Genomic DNA, 15,667 nt, shown 5'->3' with positions numbered 1-15,667 from the left:
CCTAGGTGTACCCGGCCAGGACGTTGGTGACGGCGGTCGGGGTTGCACGCAGGAGAACCTCCGAGTGGGGTGTGGCTTGTCTAAGGCCCACATCCGCCCGGAGGTTCTCGTGTCCCACGGTAATGCCCGCACCACGTTCCATGGCCGGAAACTGATCGTCGCGCGGTGGCAGAACGGGTGGACGAAGGCGCACATCGCCGCGGCGATGGGGCTCTCCCGCAAATGCGTGCGAACCTGGATCACCCGCTACCAGGACGAGGGCGAGGCCGGGCTGGTCGACCGGTCGTCCCGCCCGCACACCAGCCCGCGGCGCACGACGGCCGAGACCGAGCAGCGCATCGTCGAACTGCGCGGTGCCGAGCGCCGGGGCCCGGCCTGGATCGGGGCGGAGCTGGGCGTGCCGGCCCGCACGGTGTCCCGTGTGCTGCGTCGCCACGGGCAGCCCCGGCTGGCCGCGCTGGACCCGATGACCGGGGAGGTGATCCGGTTCTCGAAGCAGACGGCGGTCCGCTACGAGCGGGCCCGGCCCGGCGAGCTGGTGCACATGGACGTGAAGAAGCTCGCGCGCATCCCCGACGGCGGCGGCTGGCGGGCCCACGGCCGCGTCGCGGTCACCCCCGACCGCAGCCGCGCCCAACGCTCAGAGAACCGCAGCCCCGGCTATGACTACGTCCACTCCCTGGTCGATGACCACTCCCGGCTGGCCTACTCCGAGATCCTGCCCGATGAGAAGGGCACTACCTGCGCGGCGTTCCTGACCCGGGCCGCGGCCTACTTCACCGCCCACGGCATCACCCGGATCGAGCGGGTGATGACCGACAACGCCTGGGCCTACAAGTACTCCCTACGCGAGGTCTGCGCCGCGCTCGGGGCCCGCCAGAAGTTCATCCGACCGCACTGCCCGTGGCAGAACGGCAAGGTCGAACGCCTCAACCGCACCCTGGTCACCGAGTGGGCCTACCGGCAGCCCTTCACCAGCAACGCCGAACGCGCCGCCGCCCTTGCTCCCTGGCTGGAGCACTACAACACTCGACGCCGCCACAGCGCACTCGGCGGGGAGCCCCCGATCAGCCGACTGGCACCAACCTGATGGCTCGGTACACCTAGGCTCGGGGCACCATGAGCAGCCTCTCGGAGCGCCTCACCCGCGGAACGGCCTCCAGCCCCGCCCAGATCGACCACGCCCGGCGCCTGGTGGCCGACTGGCAGCTGCTGGCCGACCTGGCCTTCGCCGACCTGACGCTGTGGGTGCCGCAGTCGTCCGGGTCGTGGTGGTGCGTGGCCCAGGTGCGCCCGCTCACCGCACCGACGAGCAGGCCGGAGGACATGGTCGGCGTCGAGGTGGACGCCGACGGGGCACGTCCGTTCGCCGCGGCGCTCCGCGAGGGCCGGCTCGTCACCGACGGGGAGCCGGACCGGTCGGGGGCGACCCCGCGCCGCCGCGAGGTCATCCCGGTGCGCCACGAGGGCGTGGGCATCGCCGTGCTGGCGAAGGACACCAACCTCGCGGTGACCAGGTCGCCGTCGACGCTGGAGCTCACCTACCTCGACATCGCCGCGGACCTCTGCCTCATGGTCTCCGCCGGCACCTTCCCGCCGGTCACCTTGCAGGACGCGGAGATGAGCCCCCGGGTGGGCGACGGGCTGGTGCGCCTGGACCGAGCCGGGCGGGTCACCTACGCCAGCCCGAACGCGCTCTCGGCGTACCGCCGGATCGGCGTGGCCGGCGACCTGGCCGGCGCCGTCCTCGCGGAGGTGACGTGCCGCGCGGTGACCGACCGCGTGGCCGGCGAGGCGGCGGCCGCGGGCATCACCGCGGCGGTCGGCGGGCGCTACCTCGATCCCGTCGACGTCGAGGGCGCCAGCGCGACGCTGCTGCTGAGGGCCCTGCCGCTGCAGGCCCCCGGGGCCGAGCACGGCGCGCTGGTGCTGGTCCGCGACGTGACCGACGTCCGGCGGCGCGACCGGGCGCTGCTGACCAAGGACGCGACCATCCGGGAGATCCACCACCGGGTGAAGAACAACCTGCAGACGGTCGCCGCGCTGCTGCGCCTGCAGGCCCGGAGGATGACCGAGCCGGCGGCCCGGGCGGCGCTGGAGGAGTCGGTGCGACGGGTGGCCTCGATCGCCGTGGTGCACGAGACGCTCGCGGGCAGCCGGGAGGACGTGGTCGACGTCGACGACGTCCTCGACCAGGTGGTGCCGATGCTCGGTGACCTCACCAGCGTGGGGCCGGCGGCCCGCACCCGGCGGACCGGCTCGTTCGGGGAGCTGCCCGCGGCCGCGGCGACGCCGCTGGTGCTGGCGGTGACCGAGCTGCTGCACAACGCGGCGGAGCACGCTTTCCCCGAGGGCGAGCCGGGGGTCATCGAGCTGGTCGCCGAGCGCGACGGGGGCGATCTCCGGGTCCGGGTCCGGGACGACGGCCGGGGGCTGCCGCCGGACTTCGACCCCGCCGCGAGCGACGGGCTCGGGCTGCAGATCGTGCGCACGCTGGTCACCAGCGAGCTGGGCGGGAGCCTGACGATGGGTCCGCTGGAGGGCCGGTCGGGCACCGAGGTCGTGCTGACGCTCCCCGGGAGCACCTGGCCGCGGCGCTGACCCGTGTTCCGACCCCCGGACGGCGCCGAGGCCGGCCCGGGAGATCCCGGACCGGCCTCGTGGCGGTCGGTGCGACTGCGGTGGTGCGGTCGCCGCCGGCGGCGCGGTCGTGCTCCGCGGTCAGGCGGTGTGGACCCGGGTGCGAGCCTGCCGACGCTTCAGCGCGCGTCGCTCGTCCTCGGAGAGCCCACCCCAGACACCGGAGTCCTGGCCCGAGCGCAGGGCCCAGTCCAGGCACGACGAGACCACCGGGCAGCGCTGGCACACGGCCTTGGCCTGCTCGATCTGGACGAGCGCGGGGCCGGTCGTCCCGATCGGGAAGAACAGCTCCGGATCCTCGTCCCGGCAGAGCGCGCGGTGGCGCCAGTCCATGGCGTTGTACTCCTCGATGTCGTCTGCGGTCGGTACGTCAGTCGCCTTGCTCGGTCTGCCATCGCCGGGCCGACACCGGTCACCCAGCGCCATGGCGGCAGCGACTGCCTGCGTTGTTACCGGCAGGTTGCGTTCCAGCAGCGATGTTTTCACGTGCCGGACGCCTGTCAAGCGATTCGGGGTCGACGCCAACCCCCGCGTGAGCAACCTCACCACGCCCGTGCTAGGCCCGCCACCCGGCAGGAGGAAAACCACGGCCGGACGCTCAAGGAACCGCCGTCAGGCGATGACGCGCAGCGCGTGCGGGACGTTCGTGATCCGGACCCCCGTGGCGGTGCCGAGGTGGTCGCCGTCGAGCTGCCAGCCCTGCGGCCGCACGGCCGTCACGGTGAGCTCACGGAGGTCGTGCCACCGGTGCAGGCCGCGTCCGCGCAGGTCGGGCTCGGGGCGCATGGTCTGGCGCAGCGCCCGCAGCATCCGGGCGGTGCCGGTGCGCCCCAGGGCGAAGACGTCCAGCCCGGTGTCGAAGGAGGCCTGCGGTGTCGGGTTCACCGGGCGGGCGCCCAGGTAGGTCCAGGGGCTGACGTTGGAGACCAGGCAGAGGAACAGCTGCTCCACGGGCGGTTGACCCGGCACCTGGAGGGTCATCGCCGGCCGGCGCCGCTCGCGGCCGAACAGGAACGCGCTGGTGCCCTCCCGGACGTAGAGGGCGCCGGTCGACCGCCGTCCCCGGGCGCGGTGTGCCTCGATCCGGGCGATGACCTCGGCGTCGAACCCGAAGCCCGCGGCGAACACGAACCAGCGGGGATCGGTCCACCCCGGGCCGTCGGCGTCGGCGTCGGCCCGGGCGACCGCCTCCGCCGCCGCCGGCGCCACCCCGGTGACCGCCGCGGTGCTGGTGCCGGTGGCGCTCGCGGTGCCCAGCGAGACCGAGCGGGTCCGGCCGGCGCGCAGCGAGGCGAGGATCTCCGCGGTCGCCTCCACTGGGTCCCGCGACCGGCCGAGGGCCCGGGAGAACACGTTGGTCGACCCACCGGGCACGACCGCCAGCGCGGGCACGCCCGGCCCGGGCCCCAGGCCGAGAAGGCCGTTGACCACCTCGTTGACCGTGCCGTCGCCCCCGAGCGCGACGACGACGTCGATGCCGTCGGCGGTGGCCCGGGCGCCCAGCTCGTGGCCGTGCCCGCGGTGCGTGGTCTCGGCGACGTCGACCTTCAGCTCGCTGGCGAGGGCGCCGACGAGCACGTTGCGCATCTTGGCGGTGGTGGTCGTGGCCGCAGGGTTGACGACCACGAGCGCGCGCATGCCGCCAGGCTAACCAGCGGGTCACCGGGCACGTGGGAGGAAGCCGGCGCGGACGGGGAGCAGCGCCCGGCCGCGTAGTCTCGCCGTCGTGACCGAGGATCGCGGCACACCCGCCCCGCCGCCCCGTCGCCTCGCCGACCGGCTGTTCGGTGCCACGGCGGCGCAGCCGGCGCCGCGTCCGGCCGAACCGGTGACGCAGGCGCCGCCGTCGCTGCGCCGGGCGGCGCTCGTCGTCGCGCTGGAAGGCGTGGTCCTCGCCGTCGGGGCGCTGGTGCTGCTCTACCTCACGCTGACCGGGAACCCGGAGAGCGTGCCGCGCGCCGTCGCCGAGGTGGTGCTGGCGGCGCTGGCCGCGGGCGTCCTCCTGGCCGCCGCACGAGGGCTCTGGCGGGTGGCCGCCTGGGCCCGTGGGCCGGTGGTGGCCCTGCAGCTGTTCCTGGGGCTGACCGGCTTCACGTTCGCCTTCTCGGCCCAGCAGCCGCTGATCGGGCTGCCGATCCTGGCCTCGGTCGCGGCGGTGCTCTACCTGCTGGCCGCGCCCGACTCGCGCCTGGCCTACGAGGACAGCTGAACCCCGGACGAGCTCCTCACACCAGGTCGATCACGTCCGCGATCGAGTCGCAGACCCGGCTCGGGCGGAACGGGAAGCGGCTCACCTCGTGCGCCGCGGTCGAGCCGGAGAGCACCAGCACCGTCTCCAGCCCGGCCTCGATGCCGGCGACGACGTCGGTGTCCATCCGGTCCCCGACCATCATCGTGGACTCGGAGTGCGCCTCGATCCGGTTCATCGCGCTGCGGAACATCATCGGGTTCGGCTTGCCGACGAAGTAGGGCTTCGCGCCGGTCGCCGCGGTGATCATCGCGGCCACCGACCCGGTCGCCGGGAGCGGGCCCTCGGGGGAGGGGCCGGTGACGTCGGGGTTGGTCGCGATGAACCGTGCGCCGTTGCCCACCAGCCGGATCGCCCGGGTGATCGCCTCGAACGAGTACGTGCGCGTCTCCCCGAGGACGACGTAGTCCGGGTCGGTGTCGGTCATGACGTACCCGACCTCGTGCAGCGCGGTGGTGAGCCCGGCCTCGCCGATGACGTACGCCGAGCCGCCGGGCAGCTGCGTGGCGAGGAAGTCCGCGGTCGCCAGCGCCGAGGTCCAGATCGCCTCCTCGGGCACGAGCAGGCCGGTGCGGCTGAGCCGGGCCGCGAGGTCGCGCGGCGTGAAGATGGAGTTGTTCGTGAGCACGAGGAACCGTCGCCGCCGCTCGACCAGACGGTCGAGGAAGTCCCTGGCGCCGGGCAGGGCGTTCCCCTCGTGGACGAGGACGCCGTCCATGTCGGTCAGCCAGCACTCGATCGGTCCGCGCTCGGTGGTCACGGGACGAACGCTAGCGCCGCGCGGTCAGGATCGGTCGGCGGAGGCGAACGAGGCGAGCGCGTCGTCGGTGAGGCGGAACACGGTCCACTCGTCCGTCGGGACGGCGCCGGCGGCCCGGTAGAACTCGATCGACGGCGTGTTCCAGTCCAGCACCGACCACTCCAGCCGGGAGTAGCCGCGCTCGACGCACACCTGCGCCAGCGTGCGCAGCAGCTCCTTGCCCAGGCCGGCGCCCCGGTGCCGCGGCTGCACGTAGAGGTCCTCGAGGTACACCCCGTGCGTGCCGCGCCAGGTGGAGAAGTTGAGGAACCACAGCGCGGTGCCGACGACCTCGCCCCCGACCTCGGCGACGTGGCCGAAGAGGGCGGGGGAGTCGCCGAACAGGCAGGTAGCGAGCTGCTCCTCGGTGAGCCGGACCTCGTGCAGCGCCCGCTCGTACTCGGCGAGCTCGCGCACCAGGCCCACGACGGCGGGGACGTCCTCGGGGCGGACCGGTCGCACGCTCACGACAGCGCCTCCTTCAGCCGGGTGGGCACCAGCCGGCCCAACGGGAAGAGCGCCGGCACCAGGACCGGGGCCAGCAGGTAGCCGTAGGCCAGCACGCAGCCGGTGACGACGGGGAACAGCGCGAAGCCGATCACCAGCAGCACCGCGGTGGCGACCAGGCCGTACGGGCGGCCGCTCTTCGGGCTGACCAGCGACCGGAAGGAGCGGAACCGGATGTTGGTGACCATCAGCACCGCCGGGACGGCGACGACCAGCAGCACCCAGAGCCGGTCGCGACCCTGCATGTCGTCGCCGAACGCGAACACCGACGCGAGGACGACGCCCGCGGCACCGGGGCTCGGCATGCCGGTGAAGTACCGCTTGTCGGCGGTGGGGTCGATCGTGGTGTTGAACCGGGCGAGCCGGATCGCCGCGCACGCCACCCACAGGAAGCAGACCACCCAGCCCAGCGGGTCCCACTCGTCGCGGCCCTCGGAGAACAACGTGAAGGCCAGCAGCGCCGGCGCCAGACCGAAGGACACCAGGTCGGCGAGCGAGTCGAACTGCAGGCCGAAGGGGGTCACCGCCCCCACCAGCCGGGCGACGGCGCCGTCGGTGATGTCGAACAGCACGGAGAGCCCGATCAGCACCGCGGCCAGGGTGTACTGGCCGCGGATGGAGACCAGGATCGCGGCGAAGCCGCACAGCATGTTGCCGAGGGTGAACAGGCTGGGCAGGGTGGCCAGCGCCCGCCGGCGGGTACCGCGCACCGAACCCCGCACGAACTCCACGGTGGCCGTGCGCCGTGTCGGCACCGGGGGCCTCAGCGGGTGGCGGGCCAGCGGGCGATGACGGTCTCGCCGCCCCGCACGCGCTGTCCCGCCGTCACGGTGATGGTGCACTCGCGCGGCACGAACACGTCCATGCGCGAGCCGAACTTCATCAGCCCCATCCGTTCCCCCGTCGCCAGCGAGCGGCCGACCCCGGTGCGGGTCACGATCCGGCGCGCCAGCACGCCCACGATCTGCCGGAAGACCACCGTGCGGTCGCCGTCGCGGAGCCGGATCTCGCTGCGCTCGTTGCGGTGCGCCGACTCCTTGCGGTAGGCCGCCAGGAAGCTGCCCTTGCGGTAGGAGCTCTCCACGACCTCGCCACGGTAGGGCGAGCGGTTCACGTGCACGTCGACCACCGACAGGAAGACGCTCACCTGCTGCCAGCCACCCTCGGGGGCGCCGCCGGGCGCGACGCCCTCCTGCGGTTCGCCGGCGACCATGACGACGCCGTCGGCGGGGGAGAGGACGTCGTCCGGACCGGGGGGCGTGGTGTCGCACCGGCGGTCGGGGTCGCGGAAGAAGACCGCCATGTAGGCGGACAGTCCGAGCAGGGGCCAGGCGGCCAGGCGTGGCCAGCGGCGGCCCGTGACCCGGGCTCCCGCGGCGAGCAGGGCGGCCGGGGTCAGCGGGCCGGCGATGAAGGGCCAGCCGGCGGGGTCGATGCGCATGGTGGCCCCCACGCTACCGGTGGCGGCAGGGCGGGGGCCGCGTCGTCGTCGGACCGCCGGGCCCCGCGACGACGCCCGGGGCTCAGGAGACGGGTGTGGCGGCGTTCACCAGCCAGCGGATGCCGAACCGGTCGGTGACCTGCCCGAACGTGTCCCCCCACATCTGCTTCTCGAACGGCACGTCCACGGTGCCGCCCGCCCCGAGCCCCTCGAACCACCGGGTGAGGGTCTCGGTGTCGTCACCGGAGAGGGAGCACGAGACCTTGCCCGGTCCGCCCGCCTGCGGGTCGTGCCCGTCGGAGGCCATGAGCTCCAGGCCGGCGTCGGTGCGGAGGTAGGCGTGCATGACGCCGTCGTCCGGGTACTCGCCGCCCCCGCCGCCGGCGTCGCCGAAGGTCATCACCTCCAGCTCCCCGCCGAGGACGGAGCGGTAGAACTCCATCGCGGCGCGGGCGTCGCCGGCGAAGTGCAGGTAGGGGTTGAGGCGGACGGCCATGGTTGCTCCTCGGGTCGGGGACTTCGGAGCTGGAGACCGGACCGGGATCGCGAACTCATCGGTGTGCGAGGCCTCGTCGGTGCGCGGGGCGTCGTCGGTGCGCGGGGCGGCGGCCCCTCACCGGCCACCTGCGCGGCGGTCCTGGCCGCCTGGGGAGCAACGCTGCGCCCGGGACGTCGTCGCGTGCGCGGACGCCACCGGCCGGCACCCCGAGGGGTGCCGGCCGGTGAGCTGCAGGTGTTCGTTCAGGCCGCGGCCTTGGTCTCCCAGAAGATCTTGTCGATCTCGGCGATGTAGTCGAGCAGCTTCTGGCCCTCGGCGGGGTCCATGCTGCCCTTGCCGCCGGCTGCGCCCGCCTGCTTGGTGGCCTTGTTGAACAGCTCGTGCAGCTGCGGGTACTTCTCGAAGTGCGGGGGCTTGAAGTAGTCGGTCCACAGCACCCACAGGTGGTGCTTGACGAGCTCCGCCCGCTGCTCCTTGATCAGGATGGCGCGGGTGCGGAAGACCGGGTCCTCGTTGCCCTGGTACTTCTCCTGGATGCCCTTGACCGATTCCGCCTCGATGCGGGCCTGGGCCGGGTCGTAGACGCCGCAGGGGAGGTCGCAGTGCGCGGTGGCCTCCACGGCGGAGAACATGCGGGTGAGACGCATGGATATGCCTCCGGGGATCGTGGGGTTGTGTCGTCTGCGACCCTACTCGCGGTGATCGACGGCGACAGTTCGGGAGAGATCGCAGCTCCGCTGCCCAGCGCGTGGGCCCTGGTGCGGGTCAGCGGTCCGTCGATGTCCCCGACCGTGCGCTCCGGTGACCGGCTGCTCGCCCGCCGCGTGCGCGCCGGTGGCCGGGTCCGCCCGGGCGACGTCGTCCTGGCCCGGTTCCCGGCCCGCCCGGAGCTGCTGGTGGTCAAGCGGGTGCGGCGCACCGTCGAGGGCGGGCACTGGGTCGAAGGGGACAACCCGTTCGTGGCCGACGACAGCCGCGCCTTCGGGGCCGCCGTCGTCGTGGGGCGGGTGGTCGGCCGGCTGTGGCCCCGCCCCGGCCGGCTGCCCGCCGCCCCGCCGTCAGCCCTGCCGTAGCTCGGCGTACCGCGCCGCGCACTCGGCCATCGTCGGCAGCAGGCCCTGCTCGCGTGCCTCGGCGAGGGTCGGCGCCGCCCGGTCCTTGGCCGACAGCTCCAGCTCGACGTCCGACGGCCAGGGCAGATCCAGGTCGGGGTCCAGGGGCGAGACGCCGAACTCCCGCCCCGGGTCGTAACCGGAGGAGACGAGGTAGGTGACCGAGCTGCCGTCGGCCAGGGCGAGGAAGGCGTGCCCCAGCCCCTCGGCGAGGTACACCGCCCGCGGCCGCTCGCTGTCGAGCAGCACGCTGTCGTGCGCGCCGAACGTCGGCGAGCCGACCCGGACGTCGACGACGACGTCGAGCACCCGCCCGGCGGGGCAGTAGACGTACTTGGCCTGCCCCGGGGGCACGAGCGCGAAGTGCACGCCGCGCAGCACGCCCGCGGTCGAGACGCTGTGGTTGGCCTGGGCGAGGGTCAGCGGGTGTCCCACTGCTTGGGACAGCAGGTCGGCGCGGTACCACTCAGTGAAACGGCCCCGCGTGTCCCCGTGCGGCGTCAGGTCGATCACGAAACTGTCGGGCACGGCGAGCTCGCGGATCTCCACGAGCGCACCGTAGCGACAGCGCGGTCTCCGGCCGGGATTACGCTGCTGTGCCCATGAGCGGAAATCCGGCCTCCGGGGACCACGTCGGCACCGACCGATTCGCCCACGACCCGGCGTTCGCGGTGCACGAGGGCGGCAAGCTCTCCGTGTCCTCGACCCGCTCCATCGGCTCGATCGCCGACCTCGCCCTCACCTACACCCCGGGGGTCGCCCGGGTCTCGAGCGCGATCGCCGCCGAGCCCGACCTCGCCCGCCGGTTCACCTGGGCGCCCCGCGTCGTCGCCGTCGTCTCCGACGGGACCGCCGTGCTCGGCCTGGGGGACATCGGCCCGGCCGCCTCGCTACCGGTCATGGAGGGCAAGGCCTGCCTGTTCAGCGAGTTCGCCGGCCTCTCCTCGGTGCCGATCGTGCTCTCCACCACCGACGTCGACGAGATCGTCGAGACGGTCGCGGCGATCGCGCCATCCTTCGGCGGGATCAACCTCGAGGACATCAGCGCCCCTCGCTGCTTCGAGATCGAGGCGCGGCTGCGCGAGCGCCTGGACATCCCGGTCATGCACGACGACCAGCACGGGACGGCGATCGTCGTGCTCGCCGCGCTGCGCAACGCCGCGAGGGTGGTCGGCCGCGAGCTGGGTGACCTGCGGGTGGTCGTCTCCGGTGCCGGGGCGGCCGGCGTCGCCTGCACCAAGATCCTGCTGGAGGCGGGGGTGGGGGAGATCGCCGTCGCGGACTCGCAGGGCGTCCTGCACGCCGGCCGCGAGGTGACGGGCACCAAGCGGTGGCTGGTCGAGAACACCAACCGGACCGGGTTCGCCGGCACCATGGTCTCCGCGCTCGAGGGGGCCGACGTCTACCTCGGCGTCTCCGGTGGTTCGGTGCCCGAGGCGGCGATCGCCTCGATGGCCGAGAACTGCATCGTCTTCTCCCTCGCCAACCCGACGCCCGAGGTGGACCCGGAGATGGCCGCGAGGCACGCCGCCGTCGTCGCCACCGGCCGCAGCGACCTGCCCAACCAGATCAACAACGTGCTCGCGTTCCCGGGCGTCTTCCGCGGCGCCATCGACGCCGGCGCCACGCGCATCACCGAGGAGATGAAGCTCGCCGCGGCGGCCGCGATCGCCGGCGTCGTCGGCGACGAGGTGCGCGCCGACTACATCGTGCCCAGCCCGCTTGACCGCCGGGTCGCGACCGCCGTCGCCGAGGCCGTGGCCGCCTGCGCCCGGGAGCAGGGCGTCACCCGCTGAGCGCGGGGCGGTAGACCCGGCCCAGCACACCGGCGAGCAGCCGCTCGGCGACCGGCCGGGGGAGGGCAGCCACCAGCGCGTGCACCGGTGCCATCCGCTCGGGCAGCGATCCGCCGGAGACGCCGGCCAGCTCCAGCAAAGCCTCGACCTCGGCCACCGACAGCGCCGCCGGGTCGATCGTGGCGGCCGCGGCCACCAGCCCGGGGTCGGGGACCGGCCGGGGCAGCGCTGCGGCCGCCCGCGCCGCGCCGCGGAGATCGGACAGCAGGGCCTCCACCCGGTCGGCTGTGGCGGCCGTGACGGTGAGGTGCAGGGTGGCCGGCAGGTCGCCGACGTCCTGGGCGAAGGGTGGCTGCGGCTGCAGCAGCCAGCCGCGCGCCGTCATCTCGTCGGCGAGGTGGAGCACGTCGACGCCGTCGGGGCCGTCCGCGGCCAGGGCGACCAGCGTCGCCACCGGCCGGCCGACCACCCGGAGCCCGTCGACGGCGGCGGCACCGGCGGCGAGCCGGACCGTGGCCTCCCGCGCCCGGCGGGCCAGGTCCCGGTACCCGTCGGTGCCCAGCCACCGGTGCACCGCCCACGCCGCCGCCATGACCCCGGCGGGGCGGGTGCCGGCCAGCGTCGGGTTGACCACGGGGTAGCCCGGCCAGCCGGCGGTGCTGAACCAGTGCGCGTGCCGCAGCTCCGGGGTGGCGGTGAGCAGGACCGACACGCCCTTGGGTGCGTAGCCGTACTTGTGCAGGTCCACCGACAGCGACGTCACCCCCGGCACGGAGAGGTCGAAGGGCTCGGGGACGTCGTCGAGGAACGGGAGCACCCACCCGCCGATGCAGGCGTCCACGTGGCAGGGGACGCCGGCACCGGCCGCGAGCCCCGCGATCCGGCCCACCGGGTCCAGCACGCCGTGCGGGTAGGACGGCGCGCTGACGACCACCAGCACCGTGCGCTCGTCCAGCTGCCGCACCACCGCCGAGGGGTCGGCGCGGCAGGTCTCCGGGTCGACGGGGATGTCCACGACCTCGACGCCGAACAGGTGCGCGGCCTTGCGGAACGCGGCGTGGGCCGTCACGGGCAGCAGCATCCGGGGCCGCCCCGCCCCGCCCCGGGCGCGCCACTGCTCGCGGGCGGCGAGCACGGCGAGCGCGCAGCTCTCCGTACCGCCGCTGGTGAGCGTCCCGACGGCGTCCGGCCCGCCGCCCAGCAGCTCGAGCGCGGCGCCGACGAGGTCGTTCTCGATGCGCGCGACGCTGGGGAAGGCGGTCGGATCGAGGGCGTTGGTCCACTGGAACGCGGCCTGCGCGGCCGCGGCGAGCTCGTCGACCTCGGTGCGCCCGGAGTCGTAGACGTAGGCCATCGTCGCCCCGCCGTGGGTGGGCACGTCGTCGCGCTGCAGCGCGGTGAGCTCGGCGAGCACGTCCTGGGGCGTCACGCGGGGACCTCCTGGGTGGGCACGGCATCGAGCCGGTAGCGGGCGAGCACGGGCAGGCTGGCGAGCACGAACAGCGCGGGGACGAGGGTGAAGCCGACCCGCACGGCGAGGACGGCGCCGCCCGACTGCGCCACCACCTCGTCGCCGGTGGAGGAGACGTAGCCCGCGAGGGCGAGCAGGCCGCCGAGCAGGCCCGGCCCGATGGCGAGGCCCAGGGTCTCGGCCGCCGTCCAGACGCCGGTGAAGACGCCCGCCCGGCGCGCGCCGGAGGAGGCCTCGTCGGCGGCGATGACGTCGGGCAGCATCGCCAGCGGGAACATCTGCATGCCCGCGTAGCCGACGCCGACCAGCGCCACGAGGGCGACCGCCGCACCCGTGCCGCTCTCGGGGACGACGGCGAGCGCGCCCGCCGCCCCGGTGAACAGCAGCGACGCGGCGAGCAGCCCGGCGCGCTTGCCGACCCGGCGGCCGACCCGCAGCCACACGGGCATGACCAGGATCGCCGGGCCCACCAGCGCGGCGAACAGCAGCGTGCCCGCGGCCGGGTCGCCGAGCACCTGCTCGGAGTAGTACGGCACCCCGGCCAGCATCACGCCGATGCCGAGCGCCTGGACGACGAAGCCGGTGAGCAGCACCCGGAACGGTCGCGCCTTCCACGCCAGCCGGAGCGTGGCGAGCAGCCGGCCCTCGGTGCGCACCCGGGTCAGCGTCGGTGCGTTCCGGGTGCCGACGACGGCCCCGAGCATGCCCAGGGCCAGCAGCGCGGCGACGAACACCGCCATGGCGAGGTAGCCGCCGCGGCCGTCCCCGAATGCGTCCACGACCGCGGGCGCTCCCGCACCGGCGAGCAGGATGCCCACCGCGAGGGCGGCGACCCGCCAGGACATCAACGTCGACCGCTCGTCGGGGTCGTCGGTGATCTCGGCCGGCTGGGCGACGTAGGGCACCTGGAAGCAGCCGTAGGCGGTGGCGGCCAGCAGGAAGGTGACCGCCACCCACACCGCGGCCGCCGCCGGCGGGGCGCTGGGCCCGGCGAAGACGAGGACGAACAGCGGTGGCAGGGTGATCCCGCCGGCCAGCATCCACGGCCGGCGGGGCCCCCAGCGGCCGGCCGTGCGGTCCGAGCGGCTGCCGATCCAGGGGTTGAGCAGCACGTCCCAGGCCTTGGGCGCGAAGACCACGAGGCCGGCGATCCCGGCGGCCACGCCGAGCACGTCGGTCAGGTAGTACAGGAGCAGCAGCCCGGGCACGGTGCCGAACGCGGCCGTCCCGATCGAGCCCGTGGCGTAGCCCAGGTGCGTGCCCCGGGACAGGCGGGGCCTCGATGAGACGGCAGTCACAAGATCCGCACCGTAGCGGTTCAGTCGCCCTTCACGTTCACCAGCTGGCGCAGCGTGTGCCGCACCTCCACCAGGTCGGCGGCGTCGGCCATGACGACGTCGACGTCTTTGTACGCCGCGGGGATCTCGTCGAGGAAGGCGTCGCTGTGTCGCCACTCGATGCCGCGCATCGACTCCTCGAGCTGGGCCCGCGTGAAGGTCCTGCGGGCCTTCGACCGCGAGTACACCCGGCCGGCGCCGTGCGGAGAGCTGTTGAGCGACTCCGCGTTGCCCAGGCCGGCGACCACGTAGCTGGCCGTGCCCATCGAACCGGGGATCAGCCCGGCCTGCCCCTTCTCCGCCTGGATGGCGCCCTTCCGCGACACCCAGAGCTCCTCGCCGAAGTGCCGCTCGTGCTGGGTGAAGTTGTGGTGGCAGTTGACCTGCTCCAGCCGGGGCGTCGCGTCGGCGCGCATGTGCCGGGCCAGGGCGTCGGCGACGCGGTCCATCATCTCCTCGCGGTTGAGCAGCGCGAAGTGCTGCGCCCACCGCAGCTCGGCGATGTACCGGTCGAACTCCGGGGTGCCCTCGTCCAGCCAGGCGAGGTCGCGATCGGGCAGGTCGAGGCCGTCGCGCCGCGCCCGCTCCCGGGCGATGGCGATGTGCTTCTGGGCGATCTTGTTGCCCACCCCGCGGCTGCCGGAGTGCAGGAAGAGCCAGACGCGGTCCTGCTCGTCCGCGGTCACCTCGACGAAGTGATTCCCGGATCCCAGGCTGCCAAGCTGCAGCGCCCAGTTCGGCGCCGTCGTCGTCACCGAGTGCAGGACGCGGTCGCCGAGCTCCTCGGCCGTCGCCTCGAGTTCGGCGACCCGGCGGCGGGCGGTCTCGGTCAGCTTCTTGTTGTACCGGCCCGCCGACAGTGGGACGGCGCGCTCGATGTCGCCGCGCAGCGGCGCGAGCGGGCCGCGCCCCCGCACCTCGTCCACCGACCAGGGCGTGCGGACGGCGATCATGCCGCAGCCGATGTCGACGCCGACCGCCGCCGGGATGATCGCCCGCCGGGTGGGCAGCACCGAGCCCACGGTGGCGCCCTTGCCCAGGTGGGCGTCCGGCATGAGGGCGACGTGGGGGTCGACGATGTCGAGGGAGGCGGCGCGCTCCGCCTGCCGGCGGGTCTCGTCGTCGAGGATGCTGGCCCAGTTCAGCAGCTTGTCCGAGAGTCTCTCCACCACCAGGATTCTGCGGCGCGAGCGGGTCCGCGGCGACCGGTTTACCCGGGCGCCCGGTCGCGGGTACGGGTGCGCCCATGGCAGGGGGCAGGGCGGCGGTGGCCGCGACGGACCAGTGGGTCGACCCCGATGACGGTATCCGGTACCCCGCCGGGGAGGTCCACGCGTGGGAGCGCGGGCGCAACGAGACGGTCTGCGGGCTGTCCCTGAGCCGCTCGCGCCTCACCCGCTTCCCGCACGTCGGCTGGCCGGACGTGCAGCCGGAGTCGGGGCGGCACGCGGAAGAGGTGCAGTCGGTGTGCCGCCGCTGCCGGGCCGGTCAGGGTGCCCGGCGGGACGACCGCGGCTGGACGCGGACCAACCCCCGCCCGTGAGGACGCGGCTCATGTAAAGAGCTCCGGTGCTTGATCAGCTTCGGGGTTCCAGGGTTGCATGAGCATCCCGGCTGGTCCGGTGGGTGGCGAGGAAAGCGGCTCTGAGGGAGAGACGATCTTGAGGGATCGTGTCGAGCCTCGTCCGACTGATTGCCACCACTGGCCTGGCCACGGATGCCCCGGATGAGGGAAGTGGGCCGGCCCGCCGAGGCCGGGCCCGGTTGCAGCACATGAGTGGGAGCCGTCGTCAGGTTGCTCGCCGCCTTGGGACCGT

Annotated in this window: 18 protein-coding genes; 6 read left to right on the top strand and 12 right to left on the bottom strand. The window is 74.1% G+C overall.

All coding sequences use genetic code 11. The features are described from left to right. Positions 1–109 precede the first annotated feature (109 nt). Positions 110–1,090: an IS481 family transposase gene (locus tag QOZ88_RS22775; protein ID WP_306000740.1), complete on the top strand. Its 981-nt coding sequence runs from the start codon at positions 110–112 to the stop codon at positions 1,088–1,090. Positions 1,091–1,119: 29 nt separating this feature from the next. Continuing rightward, positions 1,120–2,601, top strand: coding sequence for a sensor histidine kinase (locus tag QOZ88_RS22770; protein ID WP_306001962.1), 1,482 nt, complete (start codon positions 1,120–1,122; stop codon positions 2,599–2,601). Positions 2,602–2,721: 120 nt separating this feature from the next. Here the strand turns inward: QOZ88_RS22770 and QOZ88_RS22765 are convergent, their stop codons facing one another. Continuing rightward, positions 2,722–2,973: a WhiB family transcriptional regulator gene (locus QOZ88_RS22765; protein ID WP_091928851.1), complete on the bottom strand. Its 252-nt coding sequence runs from the start codon at positions 2,971–2,973 to the stop codon at positions 2,722–2,724. A 279-nt stretch (positions 2,974–3,252) separates the two neighbouring features. Further along, entirely contained in the window at positions 3,253–4,278 is a 1,026-nt protein-coding gene (locus tag QOZ88_RS22760; protein ID WP_306001961.1) for a diacylglycerol/lipid kinase family protein, read from the bottom strand. 88 nt (positions 4,279–4,366) lie between these two features. On the opposite strand from QOZ88_RS22760, the gene QOZ88_RS22755 reads away from it, so the two are divergent. Continuing rightward, positions 4,367–4,849, top strand: coding sequence for a hypothetical protein (locus QOZ88_RS22755; protein WP_306001960.1), 483 nt, complete (start codon positions 4,367–4,369; stop codon positions 4,847–4,849). Between the two features lie 16 nt (positions 4,850–4,865). Here the strand turns inward: QOZ88_RS22755 and QOZ88_RS22750 are convergent, their stop codons facing one another. From QOZ88_RS22750 to sodN, 6 genes are all read right to left on the bottom strand, one after another. Next, the gene (locus tag QOZ88_RS22750) at positions 4,866–5,648 is read right to left on the bottom strand and encodes an HAD-IIA family hydrolase (RefSeq protein ID WP_306001959.1); all 783 of its coding nucleotides are present in this window, start codon (positions 5,646–5,648) and stop codon (positions 4,866–4,868) included. A gap of 24 nt (positions 5,649–5,672) precedes the next feature. Then, positions 5,673–6,155: a GNAT family N-acetyltransferase gene (locus QOZ88_RS22745; RefSeq protein WP_306001958.1), complete on the bottom strand. Its 483-nt coding sequence runs from the start codon at positions 6,153–6,155 to the stop codon at positions 5,673–5,675. Next, entirely contained in the window at positions 6,152–6,949 is a 798-nt protein-coding gene (pssA, locus tag QOZ88_RS22740) for a CDP-diacylglycerol--serine O-phosphatidyltransferase (RefSeq protein ID WP_306001957.1), read from the bottom strand. The genes QOZ88_RS22745 and pssA overlap by 4 nt, the downstream gene beginning before the upstream one ends. 8 nt (positions 6,950–6,957) lie before the next feature. Then, positions 6,958–7,635: a phosphatidylserine decarboxylase gene (locus tag QOZ88_RS22735; protein ID WP_306001956.1), complete on the bottom strand. Its 678-nt coding sequence runs from the start codon at positions 7,633–7,635 to the stop codon at positions 6,958–6,960. An 82-nt stretch (positions 7,636–7,717) separates the two neighbouring features. Beyond that, positions 7,718–8,131: a VOC family protein gene (locus tag QOZ88_RS22730; protein WP_306001955.1), complete on the bottom strand. Its 414-nt coding sequence runs from the start codon at positions 8,129–8,131 to the stop codon at positions 7,718–7,720. 245 nt (positions 8,132–8,376) lie between these two features. Next, the gene (gene sodN, locus QOZ88_RS22725) at positions 8,377–8,781 is read right to left on the bottom strand and encodes a superoxide dismutase, Ni (RefSeq protein WP_306001954.1); all 405 of its coding nucleotides are present in this window, start codon (positions 8,779–8,781) and stop codon (positions 8,377–8,379) included. Between the two features lie 51 nt (positions 8,782–8,832). On the opposite strand from sodN, the gene QOZ88_RS22720 reads away from it, so the two are divergent. Beyond that, the gene (locus QOZ88_RS22720; protein ID WP_306001953.1) at positions 8,833–9,207 is read left to right on the top strand and encodes a S26 family signal peptidase; all 375 of its coding nucleotides are present in this window, start codon (positions 8,833–8,835) and stop codon (positions 9,205–9,207) included. Here the strand turns inward: QOZ88_RS22720 and QOZ88_RS22715 are convergent. After that, positions 9,193–9,795 (bottom strand): dTDP-4-dehydrorhamnose 3,5-epimerase family protein, encoded by a 603-nt coding sequence (locus QOZ88_RS22715; protein ID WP_306001952.1) that lies wholly within the window; start codon positions 9,793–9,795, stop codon positions 9,193–9,195. The genes QOZ88_RS22720 and QOZ88_RS22715 overlap by 15 nt on opposite strands. Before the next feature lie 53 nt (positions 9,796–9,848). Here QOZ88_RS22715 and QOZ88_RS22710 point away from each other — a divergent pair, with 53 nt between their 5' ends. Beyond that, complete coding sequence (locus QOZ88_RS22710; protein ID WP_306001951.1) at positions 9,849–11,042, top strand: NAD(P)-dependent malic enzyme; 1,194 nt, start codon at positions 9,849–9,851, stop codon at positions 11,040–11,042. Here QOZ88_RS22710 and QOZ88_RS22705 read toward each other — a convergent pair. From QOZ88_RS22705 to QOZ88_RS22695, 3 genes are read right to left on the bottom strand one after another with little or no spacing between them, the layout of a single operon-like run. Then, positions 11,032–12,471 carry a pyridoxal phosphate-dependent decarboxylase family protein gene (locus tag QOZ88_RS22705; RefSeq protein ID WP_306001950.1) on the bottom strand — a complete coding sequence of 480 codons (1,440 nt, stop codon included), beginning with the start codon at positions 12,469–12,471 and terminating at the stop codon, positions 11,032–11,034. The genes QOZ88_RS22710 and QOZ88_RS22705 overlap by 11 nt on opposite strands. Beyond that, positions 12,468–13,811, bottom strand: a complete 1,344-nt coding sequence (locus QOZ88_RS22700) for an MFS transporter (RefSeq protein ID WP_306001949.1) — start codon at positions 13,809–13,811, stop codon at positions 12,468–12,470. The genes QOZ88_RS22705 and QOZ88_RS22700 overlap by 4 nt, the downstream gene beginning before the upstream one ends. A 20-nt stretch (positions 13,812–13,831) precedes the next feature. Then, complete coding sequence (locus QOZ88_RS22695) at positions 13,832–15,019, bottom strand: RtcB family protein (RefSeq protein ID WP_306001948.1); 1,188 nt, start codon at positions 15,017–15,019, stop codon at positions 13,832–13,834. Between the two features lie 77 nt (positions 15,020–15,096). Here QOZ88_RS22695 and QOZ88_RS22690 point away from each other — a divergent pair, with 77 nt between their 5' ends. Further along, positions 15,097–15,393 carry a hypothetical protein gene (locus tag QOZ88_RS22690; RefSeq protein ID WP_306001947.1) on the top strand — a complete coding sequence of 99 codons (297 nt, stop codon included), beginning with the start codon at positions 15,097–15,099 and terminating at the stop codon, positions 15,391–15,393. Positions 15,394–15,667 lie beyond the last annotated feature (274 nt).

This window comes from Blastococcus carthaginiensis (assembly GCF_030731085.1).
Taxonomy (GTDB): Bacteria; Actinomycetota; Actinomycetes; order Mycobacteriales; family Geodermatophilaceae; genus Blastococcus; species Blastococcus carthaginiensis.
This window is presented reverse-complemented; position numbering and strand designations above follow the sequence as displayed.